A 15,935-nucleotide genomic window follows, 5' to 3' on the forward strand; every position below is an offset into this window, starting at 1 on the left:
AGCGGCCCGACGGGCTGACCGGGCAGGCTGGCTGCTCGTCGTGCCCGCCCTGGTCGCCTACGGAACGTTCGTCATCTACCCGCTCGCCACGGGCATCCAGTACTCGTTCTACGACTGGAACGGCATCGGGGTCGCCACGTGGGTGGGCCTCGAGAACTACGCGCAGGTGCTGACCAACCCCGACCTGCTCGGGGCGATCCGCAACTCGTTCGTGCTCATCGCCTTCTTCACGATCATCCCCGTCGGCACGGGTCTCGTGCTCGCGACGCTCATCCGCACGATGCGCGACGGGTTCGCGCTGCGGGCCTCGCAGACGGTGCTCTTTCTGCCGCAGATCATCCCGCTCGCCGCGGCGGGCATCGCCTGGTCGTGGATGTACGCGCAGACCGGCGCCGTCAACCAGATCCTCAGCACGGTCGGCCTGGGCTTTCTCACGCGCCCGTGGCTCGCCGACTACGCGACCGCCCTGCCCGCGGTGGGGCTCATCGGCTCGTGGGTGCTCACGGGGCTCTGCACGGTGCTGCTGCTCACCGGCATCGGAAAGATCGACACCTCGCTCTACGAGGCGATCCGCCTCGACGGCGCCGGCTGGTTCCGCGAGTTCTTCACGATCACGCTGCCCGGCCTGCGGCAAGAGCTCGCGGTGCTCGTGACCCTCACGGTCATCGCGGCGCTCAGCACCTTCGACATCATCTACACGTCCACGCAGGGCGGCCCCGGGCGCGCGACGCTCGTGCCGGGCCTGCTCATCTTCCGCATCGGGTTCACGCAGAGCGACGTCGGCCTCGCGTCGGCGTTCGGCATCGTCATGATGGTGCTGGTGCTCGCCCTCGTGCTCCCCATCCAGCGGCTCTCGAGGATCGGCGACCGATGATCACCTCGCGCACCGAAGTGGTGCTCGGCCGACTGCTGCTGCTCGTGGCGGTCGTGCTCACCCTCATCCCGCTCGTCAACATGCTCTCGGCGGCGCTGCAGCCGGCCGACCGCAACCCCATCGGGCTCTCGTGGCCGACCGACCCGCAGTGGATCAACTTCGTCACGGCGTTCGAGGTCGGCAACGTCTGGCGCCTCATGGGCTCGAGCGCGTTCATCGTGTTCTGCGTCGTGCCGGTCGCGCTCATCATCTCGACGCTCGCGGGCTACGCGCTCGGGGGCCTGCGGGTGCGCGGCGGCCGGGCGATCCTCATCGTCTTCGTGCTCGGGCTCACGATCCCGTTCGAGTCGCTCATCATTCCGCTGTACTACCAGGCGCAGGCGCTCGGCACCCTCAACACCCAGTGGGCGGTCATCTTGCCCCTCATCGGCCTGTTCATGCCGTTCTCGGTGTTCTGGATGCGCGCGCACTTCGTCAACGTTCCGCGTGAGCTCAGCGAGGCCGCGCGCGTCGACGGGGCGACGCTGTGGCAGGAGTTCTTCCGCATCCAGCTGCCGCTCGCCCTGCCCTCGCTGAGCGCGCTCACCATCCTGCTGTTCATCTGGACGTGGAACCAGTTCCTGCTGCCGGTCGTGCTCATCGCCGATCCGCTCGACCGCACGGTCGCCGGGGCGCTGACCTTCTTCCAGGGGCAGTACTACCTGAGCATCCCGCTGCTCAACGCGGGGGCGCTCATCATCATCGTGCCTGCCATCACGGTGTTCCTGATCTTCCAGCGCCAGTTCATCCGGGCGCTGCTGCAGGGCGCCGTCAAGGGCTGACGCCCCTGGCCGCACGCGACCGCTCTCCTTCCACACCACTCTCAGTTAGGGCCACCATGCCGTTCTCCCTCCGCGACCACTGGGTCTGGGACTTCTGGTTCGCCGACGACGGCGAGCAGTTCCACCTGTTCTACCTGCACGCCCCGCGCTCGCTCGGCGACCCGCACCTGCGCCACCGCAACGCGCGCATCGGGCACGCGGTCTCGACCGACCTGCGCGAGTGGACCGACCTCGGCGTGTGCCTCGAGCCGAGCGGCGCCGACGCGATCGACGCGCACGCCACGTGGACGGGAAGCGTCGTGCGCGACGCCGACGGCACCTGGCACCTCTTCTACACGGGCTCGCGGTTCCTGCGACCCGATGCCCACGCCAACATCGAGACCGTGGCCGTGGCGACCTCGCGCGATCTGCACACCTGGGTCAAGCATCCCGAGCGATCGCTCTCGGCCGATGGCGTGATCTACGAGCGCCTGGGCGATTCGGTGTGGCCGGAGGAGGCGTGGCGCGATCCGTGGGTCATGCCCGATCCCGATGGCGGGTGGTGGATGCTCGTCACGGCCCGCGCGCGCACCGGGGCCGACGAGCTCGACCGCGGGGTCGTCGGCGTCGCGACCTCGCCCGACCTGGTCTCGTGGGCGCCGGTCGAGGCCCTCACGACCCCCGGTGCCGGATTCCGGCACCTCGAGGTGCCGCAGCTGATCGACATCGACGGCCGCCGCGTGCTGCTGTTCTCGTGCGACACCCCGGCGCTCGCCGGTGCCCGCGAGGCCGAGGGGCAGCGCGGGGGCATCTGGGCGGTCGCGGCCGACGAGGCCGTCGGCCCCGGTCGCGGGCTCGTCGATGCCGCCGCGGCGCACCGCGTGCACGACGAGTCGCTCTACGCCGCCCGCGCCGTTCGCGATCGTGACGGCCAATGGCAGCTCTTCGCGTTCCGCAACCTCGACGAGCAGGGCGAGTTCGTCGGCGGCATCGCGGGGCCTCTGCCCCTCGAGTGGTCGACCGAGCACGGTGCCCTGCGCATCGCCGTCGAGGCGGTGGCGGGCGCATGACCACCACCATCTCGGGTACCGTCGCGCCCGGTTTCGAGCCCGTCGGCGAGGCCTTCCGCGAGGCCTTCTCCGGCCACGAGCGCATGGGGGCCGCCCTGGCGGTGCGGGTCGGCGGGGCGCCCGTCGTCGATCTGCACGGCGGCGTGCGCGATGTGCGCACGGCCGAGCCGTGGCAGGCCGACACGCTCAACGTCGTGTTCTCGTGCACCAAGGGCCTCACGGCCCTGCTCGCCGCCCGGCTCGTGCAAGAGGGCCGGCTCGACTACCAGGCCCCGGTGAGCGCGTACTGGCCCGAGTTCGCACAGGCCGGCAAGCACGGCGTGCTCGTGCGCCACGTGCTCGGCCACCGCGCCGGCCTCAACGCGCCGACACGCGACTTCACGACCGACGAGCTGCTCGACTGGTCGACCGTCACGACGGCCCTCGCCGAGCAGGCCCCGCTCTGGCAGCCGGGGTATGCCTACGCCTACCACGCGATCACGCAGGGCTGGCTTGCGGGCGAGATCATCCGGCGCGTGACCGGCATGACCCCGGGCGCCTACTTCGCCGAGCTCGTGGCCGAGCCGCTCGGGGTCGAGGCGTGGATCGGGCTGCCGCCCGCGCTCGAGCCGCGCGTCGCGCACCTCACGGTCGGCGCGACGCTGCAGGCCCTCATCGACACCCAGGTCGCGGCGCGCACGCCCGGCGACGTCGACTGGCCCGACCGCGCGATGACGCTCGGCGGTGCGCTACCGGCCGCCCTGGTGTCAGAGCACGGCGGGTTCAACGACCCGCGCCTGCACGCCGTCGAGTTCCCGGCCGCGGGCGGCATCGCGACCGCCCGAGCGCTCGCCACCATCTGGTCGGCGACCGTTGTCGCTGAGGGCGGCGTGCGGCTGCTCGACGACGACACCCTTGACGACGCCCTGCGCGTGCAGTCTGACGGGCAGCCGTTCTTCACGGCACCGCCGCCCTGGCCCCGATGGGGCATGGGGTTCCAGCTCGACTCCGAGGCGCGCCGCTACCTCACCCCCGCGAGCTTCGGCCACGACGGCGCGGGCGGGCAGGTCGCGTTCGCCGATCCCGTGCACGATGTGGGCTTCGCCTTCGTCACCAACGTCATGGAGGCCGACGACCCGCGCGCGACGCGCATCATCGATGCCCTGCGCGGCTGTTTGCTGACGCGCTCCTAGCGCCAGGTCGGCGAGACCCAGCGCACCCACACGACCGCGGCGCTCAGCAGCGCTCCCGTCGCGGCGCCCGCGAGCACGAGAGCGGCGAGGGGGAACGCGGGGCCCGAGACGAGGATCGCGCCGGCGACGGTCGCCGAGGCGAGCGCGACGACCGCCCAGGCGGGGGGTGAGACCGCGTACAGGGTGCGGCCCGGCAGGGGCCCGACGGGCAGCAGCAGCATGAGCAGCGATCCGAGCCCGCCGAGGGCGACCGCAGCGGCCGTCTCGCTCGCGACGGTCATCCAGAACCCGGTGCTCGGGGTGAGCAGATCATGCACCGCCCACCCGATGAGGGCGAGGGCCGCGACACCGCTCGACTGGGCCACGGCGATGCCCGCCTGCGCGCGCCGGCCGGCACCGAGGGCGGCGCTCGCCGCGATGAGCACGCCCGCGAGCAAAGGAGGCTGCACCCCGCCGAAGCGCGAGAGCAGAGCGGCAGCGAGCGCCACGAGCAGAATGCCGGGCAGCAACCGCACCACGACCTCGACCCGGGCCACGCGACCGGCGATGCGCGCGGGCAGCAGCACCCCGACCAGGTTCAGCAGTACGAGGCCGAGGCCGATCGCGGCCGTGAGGCGCACGTACCGCACCTCGCCGTCAATGCCCCCCGAGAGCGCGGCGATGATCGCGGCGCCGCCGAGCGTGCCGAGTGCGACGAGGCGCGGCGAGAGCACGGCGGAGCGGGGCTCGTCGACGACGCGGGGCCGGTTGCGGCCGGTCAGTGCGATGCGCCGCCGCCGCAGGCGCGGCCGCACATGGGTCACGAAGGCGCGCAGGGGCAGTGCGACGAGTACGAGGTAGGCGATGCCCGCGAGCGGGGCGACGAGCCAGCCACCGCGCTCGATCACGTCGGCTGCCGTCGGCAGCGAACCGCCGAATCCCGTCGGGGTGCCCCACGTCACGCCGAGGGGCGGGGCGGGCGCGGGCGGCGCCGGCGGGTCGGTCTCGAGCGGTGAGGGCAGCGGCGTCTCGGTCGGCTCGGGCGGGGGAGGCGTCTCGCCGGGTTGCGCGGGTCGCGCAGCGGGCGGGTCGGCGCGCGGCGCGTACCGCACCTCGACGCGGGCGCTCGACGCGCTGAAGTTGCCCGCACGGTCGCGCTGCAGCGCCTGCACCGTGTAGTTGCCGGCCGCGGGCCATCGCACCGGGCACTCCCAGGCTCCCGAGCCCGAGACGCGCGTCTCGCACGCGAGCGCGCCGTCGACGAAGAGTTGCAGCAGGGCTCCGCGCTCGCCCGCACCGCGCGCGGTCACCGTGCCGAGCTGCGTCGTTCCGGGTCGCGGAGACGTGATCGTGGGAGCCCGCGGCGGTGAGCGGTCGATGACGGCAGAGACCGCGGCCGAGAAGTCCGAGTACTCGGGGCCGATCGCGCTTGACGACTGGCGGGCGCGCACCTCGTAGGTGCCGCTCGCGAGGTCGATCGCGCACGACCAGAACCCCGATTCGAGGGCGTCGGGGCACGGGTGCGTCGTGGTGCCGGCACCGCCGATCGACTGCAACTGGATTCTCGCCCCGGGCACCGCCGACCCGCTGAACAGCCCCGTGGTGGTGACGGCTGCGCCGCCCCCGTCGATCGCGGGGGCCGCGAGCACGCGCAGGGTCAGCGGCTGCAGCGCGACGGTGGAGGCGTCGGCGAGCGTCTCGTCGCCCGTGAACTCGTGCACGCCGCTCGGCACGGCGATGCCCGAGCACTGCCACGCGAGGGCCTCGGGGTCGGCGACCGTGCACACCACCTGCCCGGCGCGCCGGATCACCAGCGTGCTGCCGACGTCTTTCGTGCCCGAGAGCGTGACGCTCGATCCGGCGACGAAGTCGCTCGACGGAACGTCGAACGCGGCGGCGGCCGCGGCGGGAGCCGCGGGCAGCACCGCGAGCGGCAGGGCCACGGCGGCGGCGATGGCGAGGGCGGCGAGCCCGCGTCGAGCGGTCGCGCGGCGAGCGGGGTCGTGCCGCTCGCGCCCGTGCATCCGCTCACCCCCGTCTCGACCCGTCTGCTGGACATTCTCTCAGCACTCACCCTGTCGTCGCTCGCGCGCAGACGGAGTTCGTCGTGCACTCCGGCAAGTGCGAACACTTGCCGCCTAAGGAGAAGCGCGTTGAGGACGGAAGCTAGTCAAGATTTGGTGGCCCTTTTCGCAACAGGAATGCGGGCACCGAACGATTGCTCAGATGCAGTTCGTTGCAGGTGTCGACTGCTCGACTCGTCGGCTGGCCATTCGTCCGTTTCGCGCCTGATGTAGCGGCCGCAAGATCAACCGAAGCTCAAGCAGTTGTGGCGATAGCCGAACCGATCGCGACAGCGATGAGAACAGTACTCGTTGCGATGCCTACGTAACCGATCCACAAGGATGCGACTGCGAACCCCCTACCGGAATCTCCGGTGCGGCGAATCTGGCGCAAGGCGACGTGCCCGCAAACGACTGCTGGTACTGACGCGAAGAACGAAAGAATGAAGGCCACGAGTGCCAAGGAATTGCTCGCCCCGCTCGAAGGAACCTGCGGATCTGTGGATCGGCTCTTCGAAACGCCGACGATCACGAGTATCACGGTGACCACCAAGGCAATGAGGATGCCCAAGATCAAGAGTTCCATGTTGCTGACACCCTCCCAGGTTTGGTTCTGAATAGGTCAAGAATCAAGGGAAGCGCGATGCAATCCTTCATCGGTTCCCCGTATAGTCCTTTCGCATGGACCCTATTTCCAGCCTAATCGCGATCATCGGCGTTCTCGTTCTGCTCGTCGTCATCGCGGGCATCTACCTGTGGGCGACGTACAACTCGCTCGTCACGCTCAACGTGCGCGTCGACGAAGCGTGGAGCGACATCACGGTGCAGCTCAAGCGCCGTGCCGACCTGCTGCCCAACCTCATCGAAGCCGTCAAGGGCTATGCCGCGCACGAGAAGCAGGTGTTCGAGGCCGTGACGAAGGCCCGTGCCGAGACGCTCGGCGCGCAGGGACCTGCCGACGCGGCCGTGGCCGAGGGCCACATGCAGCAGGCCCTCAAGAGCATCTTCGCCGTCGCCGAGGCCTACCCCCAGCTGCAGGCGAGCCAGAACTTCTTGCAGCTGCAGGGCGAGCTCGTCGACACCGAAGACAAGATCCAGGCCTCGCGCCGGTTCTACAACGGCGGTGTGCGCGAGCTCAACGTGAAGATCAAGCAGTTCCCCAACACGCTCTTCGTGCGCGGCCTGGGCTTCACCGAGCGCGACTTCTTCGAGGTCGCCGACGCCGCGGCAATCGCCGAGCCGCCGCGCGTGCAGTTCTGATCCACCGCATCCTTCACCCGCGGCAGGAGGACTAGGTGTATCGCGCCATCGCGGCGAACAAGCGCAACACGGTGTTCATCATCCTGCTGTTCGTCATCATCATCGGGCTGCTCGGCCTGTTCGCCGACTACTACTTCGGCGGCGGCTTCACGATCTTCATCGGCACGCTCATCGGCGCCACGATCTACACGCTCGTGCAGTACTTCGCCGCGGGCTCGCAGGCGCTCGGGCTCGCCGGCGCGCATCCCATCACGAAGGCCGACAACCCGCGGCTCTACCGCATCGTCGAGAACCTCGCCATCACCGAGGGCCTGCCGATGCCGCGCGTCTACGTGATCGACGACCCGGCGCCGAACGCCTTCGCGACGGGCCGCGACCCGAAGCACGCGAGCGTCGCGGCGACGACGGGCCTGCTCGAGCTCATGACCGACCGCGAGCTCGCGGGCGTCATGGCGCACGAGATGGGGCACGTCAAGAACTACGACATCCGCGTCTCGACGATCGTCTTCGGCCTCGTTGTCGCCGTCGGTTTCATCGCCGACATGCTCATGCGCATGGCCTTCTGGGGCGGCAGCCGCAACAACAACGGCAACCCAATCATGCTCGTGCTCGGCCTCGCCGCCATGGTCATCGCCCCGCTCGTCGCCGCGGTCGTGCAGGCCGCCGTCTCGCGGCAGCGCGAGTACCTCGCCGACGCGACGGGCGCCCTAACGACGCGCGACCCCGAGGCCCTCGCGAGCGCGCTGCAGAAGCTCGGCGACTACGCGCGCCCGATGCGCCGCCAGAACTCGACCATGGCGCACCTCTACATCTCTGACCCGATGAAGCCGGGCGTCATGGACCGCATGTTCGCGACCCACCCGCCCATCCCCGAGCGGGTCAAGCGCCTGATCGAGAACTCGAACCGCTTCTAGCTCGTCGGCTGCGCGAGCGCGGCGCGCACGGCCGCCGCCGCATCGCCCCAGAGCGGCTCGGCCACGACGACGCCGTCGAGCCCCTGCCAGGCGGCCGCGCGGCGCAGCACGGGCGCCACGCGCGCCGCGAGCTCGGCGGCCGAGGCCCCCGGCTCGACCCACGCGCTCTGCACGCGCAGCACGCCGGCCGCTCGATCGCTCTTGAGGTCGATGCGGCCCAGCACCCGGTCGTCGACGAGCACGGGCAGCGAGTAGTAGCCGTACTGCCGCTTCGCCGCGGGCGTGTAGATCTCGATGCGGTAGTGAAAGTCGAACATGCGCAGGGCGCGGTCGCGGCTCCACACCACCGGATCGAACGGCGACAGCAGCGCCGTCGTCTCGATGCGGCGCGGGATGCTCACCCCCGGCACCACGAACGCCTCACCGTCGCGGCCCTCGCGCCCCCACCCCTCGACCTCGACCCGCTCGACCTGCCCGGTCTCGAGCAACGAGCGCAGGGCATCCCGCGTCGGCGTGATCTTCAGACGGTGATAGTCGGCGATGTCGGCGACGGTGCCCACGCCGAGGGCGCGCACGCCGCGCAGCACGAGCTCGCGCTCGGCCTCGGCGCGCGGCACCGCCTCGGCGTGCAGCGACGCCAGGCCGATCTGGTGGGGCAGCGCGTACACCCGCGAGAAGCCGCGGCGCCCGCCGCTCACGACATCCCCGAAGGCGAAGAGGTACTCCAGGCCCTCTTTCACGTCGCTCCAGCCCCACCACGGGCCGCGCCGCTCGGTCGCATCGTGCTCGACGTCGCTGACGGTCAACGGGCCCTTCGCGGCGAGCTCGCGCAGCAGCCAGTCGAGCATCGCCGTGTTCTCGCGCACCCACGCGCTCTTCAGGGTGAAGCGCTCGCGCAGCGCCTCGCGCTTCCAGTGCCAGAGCGGCCAGTCGTCGCGGCGGATGATCGCCGCCTCGTGCGCCCAGTACTCGGTGTACCGGCCGCGGCGCGCGAAGATGAGCCGATCGAGGTCGGCCGGGTCGTAGGCGCCGAGGCGCGCGAAGAGCGGCAGGTAGTGCGAGCGCGCGAAGACGTTGACCGAGTCGAGCTGCAGCACCTGTAGTCGATCGATGGTCGAGGTGAGCTGCCGCGAGCCGACCGACGAGGGATGCGCGCGGTCGAAGCCCTGGGCGGCGAGGGCGAGGCGGCGCGCCTGCGCGGCGGTCAATCGCGTCACGCCTTCACCGTAGCGCCGCGCGCCGACCGTGGTCGTCGTCGGGGGTTGGCCGGTCGTTCACCGAGAGCGTCCCCGCGCGTCACTGAGCGTGCTTAGCGTGCGGAGCAGTCGCGGTTCCCCGCGCTCGGAACACAGCCCGAGCCGCCGCGGCCTGACCCGGAGGATCCGTGAACACCACACGCACTCTCGCCGCCGTCGCCCTTGCGACGACGGCCGCACTCACGCTCGGCGCCTGCGCCACGACCGAGGCCCCTGCGTCGGGCGTCGACGCCGCGACCGCCACGAGCATCGCCGACTTCGGCACCTTCGCCGACCTCGAGGCCGCTGCCAAGGCCGAGGGCGCGCTCAACGTCATCGCGCTGCCGCGCGACTGGGCCAACTACGGCGAGATCATCGATCTCTTCATCGAGCGCTACCCCGAGATCACGGTCACCGAGGCGTCGCCCGACGCCTCGAGCGCCGAAGAGATCCAGGCCGCCGAGAACCTTGCCGGGCAAGACACCGCGCCCGACGTCTTCGACCTCGGTCTCGCCGTCGCGCTGCAGAGCACCGACTACTTCGCGCCCTACTTCGTCGAGCGCTGGGACGACATCCCCGCCGAGCTCAAGAACGAAGACGGCCTGTTCTGGGGCGACTACGGAGGGTACATGGCCATCGGCTACGACCCCGACGCGGTGCCGGCCCCCACGAGCCTGCAAGACCTGCTCGGTGACGACTACCGCGGCAAGGTCGCCATCAACGGCGACCCGACGCAGGCCGGCGCGGCCTTCGCGGCCGTCGGCATGGCCACGGTGCAGAACGGCGGCACGCTCGACGACTTCACCGCGGGCATCGACTTCTTTGAAGAGCTCAACGCGGTCGGCAACTTCGTGAAGATCGACCCGACCCCGGCGACGGTGGCCTCGGGTGAGACCCCCGTCGTGTTCGACTGGGACTACCTCAATAACGGCTACGCGGCCGAGCTCGACGGCCAGCGCAACTGGGAGGTCGTCGTTCTGCCCGGCACCGGCTACGCCGGCTACTACAACCAGGCCATCAACAAAGACGCTCCGAACCCGGCGGCCGCGCGCCTCTGGATGGAGTTCCTCTACAGCCCCGAGGTGCAGAACCTCTGGCTGAAGGGTGGCGCCCGCCCCGTGCTCGAGGCCTCGATGGTCGCGAACGGCGAGATCGACGAGGCGTTCTACGCGGCGCTTCCCGAGGCGCCCGCCGACACCGTCGTGCCGACCGCTGCGCAGAGCGAGGCCGCCGCGGCCCTGCTCGGCGAGCGCTGGGCGACCGCTGTCCAGTAGCACGCCCGTCGTGACGACGGCCGACCCCCGAGGCACCGCGCCTCGGGGGTCGGCCCGCACGGCAGGCCTGTACTCCTCCCCGGTGTGGGGGGTCGTGCCCTTCGGGCTCTACGTGCTGCTGTTCCTCGGCCTGCCGACCGCGCTCGCGCTCGGCACGGGCTTCGTCGATGGCGAGGGGGCGTTCACCCTCGACAACCTCGCGGCGCTCGCCGACCCCTTCGTTGTGAGCGGCGTCACGACCTCGATCGTGCTCTCGGCGGTCACGGCGCTCGTCGGCGCCGTGCTCGGTGCGCTCGTCTGCTACGCCCTCATCGGCACGCGCCCCGAGGGCGCCCTGCGCTCGGGCATTGACGCCGTGAGCGGCGTGCTCGCCCAGTTCGGCGGCGTCATGCTGGCGTTCGCGTTCGTCGCGACCATCGGCATCCAGGGCTTCATCACGGTGCTGCTGCGCGAGCAATTCAGCATCGACATCTTCGCCGACGGCGTGTGGCTCTACGAGTCGCCGGGCCTCGTGCTGCCCTACATCTACTTTCAGGTGCCGCTCATGATCATCATCTTCATGCCCGCCCTCGAGGCGCTCAAGCCGCAGTGGGCCGAAGCGAGCGCGACGCTCGGCGGCACGACGGCCACCTTTTGGTGGCGCATCGGCATGCCTGTGCTGGCCCCCTCGTTCCTCGGCTCGCTGCTGCTGCTGTTCGCCAACGCGTTCTCGAGCTACGCCACCGCGGCGGCGCTCACGAGCCAGGGCCAGTCGATCGTGCCGCTGCAGATCCGCGCCGCGCTCACGAGCGAGACGCTGCTCGGGCGCGAAAACCTCGCGGGTGCCCTGGCCCTCGCGATGATCGTCGTCATGGCGCTCGTCATGTCGCTGTACGCGCTGCTGCAGCGCCGTGCGTCTCGGTGGCAGCGATGAGCGGGATGCGCGCATCCACCGGCACGGGAGTGCCCACGCCAAGCCGCCTCACCCGCTGGGGCATTCTCGGCACGATCGGCCTGCTGTTCGCCGTGCCGATCGTCGCGATGGTCGAGTTCACCCTGCGGCGCGGCCTCGAGGGCGGCTACAGCCTCGACCGCTGGATCACGGTGCTGACCTTCGACCTGGGGCCCGAGTACCGCGTGCTGGGGCAGGCGATCGGCAACTCGCTCGTGCTCGCCGCCGCGACCGTCGCGCTCATGCTCGTGCTGCTCGTGCCGACGATGATCGTCGTGCAGCTCAAGCTGCCGCAGCTGCGCCGGGTGCTCGAGTTCGTGTGCCTGCTGCCGATCAGCATCCCGGCGATCGTGCTCGTCGTCGGCCTCGCCCCGGTCTACGGCGTCATCGCGCGCGCCGCCGGCAGCGGCGTGTGGACCCTCGCGTTCGCCTACGGAATCCTCGTGCTGCCCTTCGCCTACCGTGCCGTGCAGTCGAACCTCGATGCGATCGACGTCATCACGCTCACCGAGGCGGCCCGCTCGCTCGGCGCGAGCTGGCCGACGGTCATCGCGCGCGTGCTGCTGCCCAACCTGCGGCCCGGCCTGCTCGCCGGCGCCTTCATCTCGGTCGCGGTCGTGCTCGGCGAGTTCACGATTGCCTCGCTGCTCAACCGGCAGAACCTGCAGACGGCCCTCGTCATCGTGCAGAAAGACGACCCCTTCATCGCCGTCATCGTCACCCTGCTCTCACTGCTCGTCGCTGTCGCCCTGCTGCTCGTCATCGGGGCGATCGGCCGCGGCACCACTCGGAGGACCTCATGAACGATCTGATCGACCGCACCGACACGGGCTCGCTGCGCGTCGCGGCTCCCGTCGCCTTCGTCGACGTCGTCAAGCGCTTCGCCGGCGGCACGACCGCGCTCGACGGCATCTCGCTCGCGCTCGCCCCCGGCGAACTCGTGGCGCTGCTGGGCCCCTCGGGCTGTGGCAAGACCACGGCGCTGCGCGTGCTCGCGGGGCTCGAGCGCGCCGACGAGGGCCACATCCTCATCGACGGCGTCGACGTCATCGGCACGCCCACCAACCAGCGCGACATCGGCATGGTGTTCCAGTCGTACTCGCTGTTCCCGCACCTCACGGCCCTGCAGAACGTCGAATTCGGTCTGCGGATGCGCCGCGTCGCCGCACCCGAGCGCCGCCGCCGCGCCGCCGAGGCGCTCGAGCTCGTCGGCCTCGACCACCACGGCGCCCGCTACGCCCACCAGCTCAGCGGCGGGCAGCAGCAGCGCGTCGCGCTCGCGCGCGCCCTCGTCACGCGGCCCCGCGTGCTGCTGCTCGACGAGCCGCTCAGCGCCCTCGACGCCAAGGTGCGCGTGCAGCTGCGCGAGCAGATCCGCGGCATCCAGACCGAGCTCGGCATCACGACGGTGTTCGTGACGCACGATCAAGAAGAGGCGCTCGCCGTCGCCGACCGCGTCGCCGTCATGCGGGCGGGCCGCATCGAGCAGATCGGCACGCCCGAAGAGCTCTACGCGCGCCCGGCCAGCGCTTTCGTGGCCGACTTCGTGGGGCTCAGCAACCGCATGCCGGGTACGGTCGTCGACGGATCGGTCGCCGTGGGCGCGCAGCGACTGCCGCTCATCGACCCCGACGCGCCGAGCGGCACGGCGGTCGCGCTCGTGCGGCCTGAAGACATCGTGTTCGCCGCGGAGGGCGACGCCGACGCGCGGCGCGCGGTCGTGCTGACGACGTCGTTCCTCGGTTCGCTGCGCCGCACCCGCGTGCGGCTCGACGGCGGAATCGAGGTCACGGTGCAGCACGAGGTGGGCCGGCATCTCGCGGCGGGCGAGGCGGTGCACGTGCGCCTCACGGGGCGACCGGTCGCCGTCGCGCGACCCTGAGCCGCCGCCCGGGCCCAGGCTCGTAGACTGGCGCCATGTTCTGGCGACCGAAGGCCGATCCGCTCCCGCCCGCGGGTGTCGACGCCGTCGCGCCCGCCATGCGCACGGCGGCCGCGTGGTCGTGGCGAGTGCTCGTGGTCGCCGGCGCGATCGGCGTGCTGATCTTTCTGATCATTCAGCTGCGGCTCATCGTCATCCCCCTGCTGATCGGGGTGCTGCTCGCGGCCCTGCTCGTGCCCTTCGCCACCTGGCTCAAGCACCGCTTGCGGTTTCCGCACTGGCTCGCGGTGACGTCGGCCATGCTCACGCTGGTGAGCGTGGTCACGGCGCTCATCTGGCTCGTCGTGGCCCAGGTGCGCGCGGGGTGGCCCTCGCTGCAAGACCGGTCGGTCGACGCATTCGACGAGTTCCTCGTGTGGCTCAGCACCACCTTCGGGCTCAGCACCGATGAGATCACCGGCTGGATCGACGGCATCGTCGCCGAGCTCGACTTCTCGACCGGCGGCCCTCTCGTCACGGGAGCCCTCTCGGTGAGCACGACGGCCGTTGAGCTGCTGACCGGCACGGTGCTCGTGCTGTTCTCGCTGCTCTTCTTCCTCATCGACGGGCCCAACATCTGGCGATTCGTCGTGCGCCTCTTCCCCCGCACGGCGCGCCCCGCCGTCGACGGGGCGGCCCGCGCGGGGTGGATCACGCTCACCAACTTCTCGAAGGTGCAGATCTTCGTGGCCTTCGTCGACGGCCTCGGAATCGGGCTCATCGCCTGGGGGCTCGGTCTGCCGCTCGCCCTGCCCATCGGCGTCGCCGTCTTCCTCGCGAGCTTCGTGCCGTTCGTCGGCGCGCTCGTCACGGGCGCACTCGCCGTGCTCATCGCCCTCGTCTACAACGGTCCGTTCATCGCCCTGCTCATGCTCGGTGGTGTGCTGCTCGTGCAGCAGATCGAGGGCAACGTGCTGCAGCCCCTCATCATGGGGCCGGCCGTGCGGGTGCACCCGCTCGCGGTCGTGCTGGCCGTCACCACGGGCGGACTGCTCGCGGGCATCCCGGGCACGCTCTTCGCCGTGCCGATCATCGCGTTCCTCAATGTCGTCGTGCGCTACATCGCGAGCGGTCGCTGGCGCGTCATCCCGCACCCCATGACTCTGAGCGACATCCAACCGCCCCCCGCAGCACCCCCCCAGGAGCGCTCATGACCACCGCCCCCCTCACGATCGCCGGCCCGAGCCTCGCCGATGTCGAGGCCGCACGCGCCATCGTCAGCCGCGTGGCCGAGGTCACGCCCATGGAGACCTCGCGCTACCTGAGCGACCTGCTCGGCGCCCCCGTGCACCTCAAGTGCGAGAACCTGCAGCGCACGGGCTCGTACAAGATCCGCGGCGCGTACAACCGCATCTCGCGCTTGAGCGACGACGAGAAGGCGCGCGGCGTCGTCGCCGCGAGTGCCGGCAACCACGCGCAGGGCGTCGCCTTCGCGGCCCGTGAGCTCGGCATCGCGGCCACGATCTTCATGCCCATCGGCGTGGCCCTGCCCAAGCTGCAGGCGACCCGCCACTACGGCGCCGAGGTCGTGCTGCGCGGCCACACCGTGAGCGAGCCGCTCAAGGCCGCGCAAGAGTTCGCCGAGCGCACGGGCGCCGTCTACATCCCGCCCTTCGACCACGTCGACGTCGTGGCGGGGCAGGGCACGCTGGGCCTCGAGCTGCTCGAGCAGGTGCCCGAGCTCGAGACCGTCATCGTTCCGATCGGCGGCGGCGGGCTCATCTCGGGCGTGGCGAGCGTGCTCAAGCGGCGCGCGGCCGAGCTCGGGCGCAGCATCCGGGTCATCGGGGTGCAGGCGGCGAATGCGGCGGCCTACCCCGTCTCGCTCGCCGCGGGTGCCGTCACCGAGATCACGATCTCGCCGACGATCGCCGACGGTATCGCGGTGGCCAAGCCGGGCAAGCTCAACTTCGAGATCGTTCGGGATGCGGTGGACGAGGTTGTCACGGTCGACGACGACGACATCGCGCGCGCGATGCTCGTGCTGCTCGAGCGCGCCAAGATGGTCGTCGAACCGGCCGGGGCCGTCGGGGTCGCCGCCATCATGACGGGCAAGATCACGGCGAGCGGGCCGACGGTGGTCGTGCTCTCGGGCGGCAACATCGACCCGCTCATCATGGAGCGCGTCATCGCCCACGGGCTCGCCGCCTCCGAGCGGTACCTCAAGCTGCGCATCCCGCTGCCCGACCGGCCCGGCCAGCTCGCGCGCACGAGCGAGATCATTGCCGACCAGAACGCCAACGTCGTCGAGGTGTTGCACACGCGGCACGGCTCGGGGCTCGCCATCAGTCAGGTCGAGCTCGAGCTGCACATCGAGACCCGTGGACCCGAGCACGCCGACCAGGTGATCGGGGCGCTGCGCGAGGCAGGTTACGACCCCCGGACGCAGTTGTAGCGTTCGCGCGGAACGCTGGCGCGTTCCGGCTACGACCCGCGGACGAC

15 protein-coding genes are annotated in these 15,935 nt (G+C 70.9%); 12 read left to right on the top strand and 3 right to left on the bottom strand.

The window, feature by feature from the left end; translation table 11 throughout:
* From ACK4HH_RS07015 to ACK4HH_RS07030, 4 genes are all read left to right on the top strand, one after another.
* Positions 1–874: carbohydrate ABC transporter permease (locus ACK4HH_RS07015; protein WP_409650018.1), on the top strand; the 874-nt coding region annotated here is incomplete at its 5' end.
* Positions 871–1,695, top strand: coding sequence for a carbohydrate ABC transporter permease (locus ACK4HH_RS07020; protein ID WP_409650021.1), 825 nt, complete (start codon positions 871–873; stop codon positions 1,693–1,695). The genes ACK4HH_RS07015 and ACK4HH_RS07020, both read left to right, overlap by 4 nt.
* A 56-nt stretch (positions 1,696–1,751) precedes the next feature.
* Positions 1,752–2,744, top strand: coding sequence for a glycosyl hydrolase family 32 (locus ACK4HH_RS07025; protein WP_409650024.1), 993 nt, complete (start codon positions 1,752–1,754; stop codon positions 2,742–2,744).
* Positions 2,741–3,916 carry a serine hydrolase domain-containing protein gene (locus tag ACK4HH_RS07030; RefSeq protein ID WP_409650027.1) on the top strand — a complete coding sequence of 392 codons (1,176 nt, stop codon included), beginning with the start codon at positions 2,741–2,743 and terminating at the stop codon, positions 3,914–3,916. The genes ACK4HH_RS07025 and ACK4HH_RS07030 overlap by 4 nt, the downstream gene beginning before the upstream one ends.
* Here ACK4HH_RS07030 and ACK4HH_RS07035 read toward each other — a convergent pair.
* Both ACK4HH_RS07035 and ACK4HH_RS07040 read right to left on the bottom strand, forming a co-directional pair.
* Positions 3,913–5,919, bottom strand: a complete 2,007-nt coding sequence (locus ACK4HH_RS07035) for a hypothetical protein (RefSeq protein ID WP_409650030.1) — start codon at positions 5,917–5,919, stop codon at positions 3,913–3,915. The genes ACK4HH_RS07030 and ACK4HH_RS07035 overlap by 4 nt on opposite strands.
* Positions 5,920–6,214: 295 nt before the next feature.
* Positions 6,215–6,544 (bottom strand): DUF4190 domain-containing protein, encoded by a 330-nt coding sequence (locus tag ACK4HH_RS07040; protein WP_409650033.1) that lies wholly within the window; start codon positions 6,542–6,544, stop codon positions 6,215–6,217.
* Between the two features lie 95 nt (positions 6,545–6,639).
* Here ACK4HH_RS07040 and ACK4HH_RS07045 point away from each other — a divergent pair, with 95 nt between their 5' ends.
* Both ACK4HH_RS07045 and ACK4HH_RS07050 read left to right on the top strand, forming a co-directional pair.
* Positions 6,640–7,218 (top strand): LemA family protein, encoded by a 579-nt coding sequence (locus tag ACK4HH_RS07045; protein ID WP_409650036.1) that lies wholly within the window; start codon positions 6,640–6,642, stop codon positions 7,216–7,218.
* A 35-nt stretch (positions 7,219–7,253) separates the two neighbouring features.
* Complete coding sequence (locus ACK4HH_RS07050) at positions 7,254–8,132, top strand: M48 family metallopeptidase (RefSeq protein ID WP_409650039.1); 879 nt, start codon at positions 7,254–7,256, stop codon at positions 8,130–8,132.
* On the opposite strand, the gene ACK4HH_RS07055 is transcribed toward ACK4HH_RS07050, so the two are convergent.
* A complete protein-coding gene (locus ACK4HH_RS07055) occupies positions 8,129–9,349 on the bottom strand; it encodes a winged helix-turn-helix domain-containing protein (protein WP_409650042.1) in 1,221 nt (406 codons plus the stop codon). The genes ACK4HH_RS07050 and ACK4HH_RS07055 overlap by 4 nt on opposite strands.
* Positions 9,350–9,516: 167 nt before the next feature.
* On the opposite strand from ACK4HH_RS07055, the gene ACK4HH_RS07060 reads away from it, so the two are divergent.
* Genes ACK4HH_RS07060 through ilvA form a run of 6 tightly spaced genes read left to right on the top strand, consistent with a single transcriptional unit; the run spans position 9,517 to position 15,888 of the window.
* A complete protein-coding gene (locus ACK4HH_RS07060) occupies positions 9,517–10,641 on the top strand; it encodes an ABC transporter substrate-binding protein (protein ID WP_409650045.1) in 1,125 nt (374 codons plus the stop codon).
* A gap of 10 nt (positions 10,642–10,651) precedes the next feature.
* Positions 10,652–11,554: an ABC transporter permease gene (locus ACK4HH_RS07065; protein ID WP_409650048.1), complete on the top strand. Its 903-nt coding sequence runs from the start codon at positions 10,652–10,654 to the stop codon at positions 11,552–11,554.
* A 5-nt stretch (positions 11,555–11,559) separates the two neighbouring features.
* A complete protein-coding gene (locus tag ACK4HH_RS07070; protein WP_409650051.1) occupies positions 11,560–12,375 on the top strand; it encodes an ABC transporter permease in 816 nt (271 codons plus the stop codon).
* The gene (locus ACK4HH_RS07075; protein ID WP_409650054.1) at positions 12,372–13,454 is read left to right on the top strand and encodes an ABC transporter ATP-binding protein; all 1,083 of its coding nucleotides are present in this window, start codon (positions 12,372–12,374) and stop codon (positions 13,452–13,454) included. The genes ACK4HH_RS07070 and ACK4HH_RS07075 overlap by 4 nt, the downstream gene beginning before the upstream one ends.
* A gap of 35 nt (positions 13,455–13,489) precedes the next feature.
* Positions 13,490–14,647 (top strand): AI-2E family transporter, encoded by a 1,158-nt coding sequence (locus tag ACK4HH_RS07080; protein ID WP_409650056.1) that lies wholly within the window; start codon positions 13,490–13,492, stop codon positions 14,645–14,647.
* A complete protein-coding gene (gene ilvA / locus ACK4HH_RS07085; protein ID WP_409650059.1) occupies positions 14,644–15,888 on the top strand; it encodes a threonine ammonia-lyase in 1,245 nt (414 codons plus the stop codon). Before ACK4HH_RS07080 ends, ilvA begins: the two co-directional genes overlap by 4 nt.
* The last annotated feature ends 47 nt before the right edge of the window (positions 15,889–15,935 follow it).

The sequence above is a fragment of the Microcella sp. genome, from assembly GCF_046296455.1.
GTDB lineage: Bacteria > Actinomycetota > Actinomycetes > Actinomycetales > Microbacteriaceae > Microcella.

Excerpts from the sequence above, each read along its gene's own strand:
- ACK4HH_RS07020 (WP_409650021.1), top strand. The coding sequence starts at position 871 with ATGATCACCTCGCGCACCGAAGTGGTGCTCGGCCGACTGCTGCTGCTC.
- ACK4HH_RS07025 (WP_409650024.1), top strand. The coding sequence starts at position 1,752 with ATGCCGTTCTCCCTCCGCGACCACTGGGTCTGGGACTTCTGGTTCGCC.
- ACK4HH_RS07030 (WP_409650027.1), top strand. The coding sequence starts at position 2,741 with ATGACCACCACCATCTCGGGTACCGTCGCGCCCGGTTTCGAGCCCGTC.
- ACK4HH_RS07035 (WP_409650030.1), bottom strand. The coding sequence starts at position 5,919 with ATGCACGGGCGCGAGCGGCACGACCCCGCTCGCCGCGCGACCGCTCGA.
- ACK4HH_RS07040 (WP_409650033.1), bottom strand. The coding sequence starts at position 6,544 with ATGGAACTCTTGATCTTGGGCATCCTCATTGCCTTGGTGGTCACCGTG.
- ACK4HH_RS07045 (WP_409650036.1), top strand. The coding sequence starts at position 6,640 with ATGGACCCTATTTCCAGCCTAATCGCGATCATCGGCGTTCTCGTTCTG.
- ACK4HH_RS07070 (WP_409650051.1), top strand. The coding sequence starts at position 11,560 with ATGCGCGCATCCACCGGCACGGGAGTGCCCACGCCAAGCCGCCTCACC.
- ACK4HH_RS07075 (WP_409650054.1), top strand. The coding sequence starts at position 12,372 with ATGAACGATCTGATCGACCGCACCGACACGGGCTCGCTGCGCGTCGCG.
- ACK4HH_RS07080 (WP_409650056.1), top strand. The coding sequence starts at position 13,490 with ATGTTCTGGCGACCGAAGGCCGATCCGCTCCCGCCCGCGGGTGTCGAC.
- ilvA (WP_409650059.1), top strand. The coding sequence starts at position 14,644 with ATGACCACCGCCCCCCTCACGATCGCCGGCCCGAGCCTCGCCGATGTC.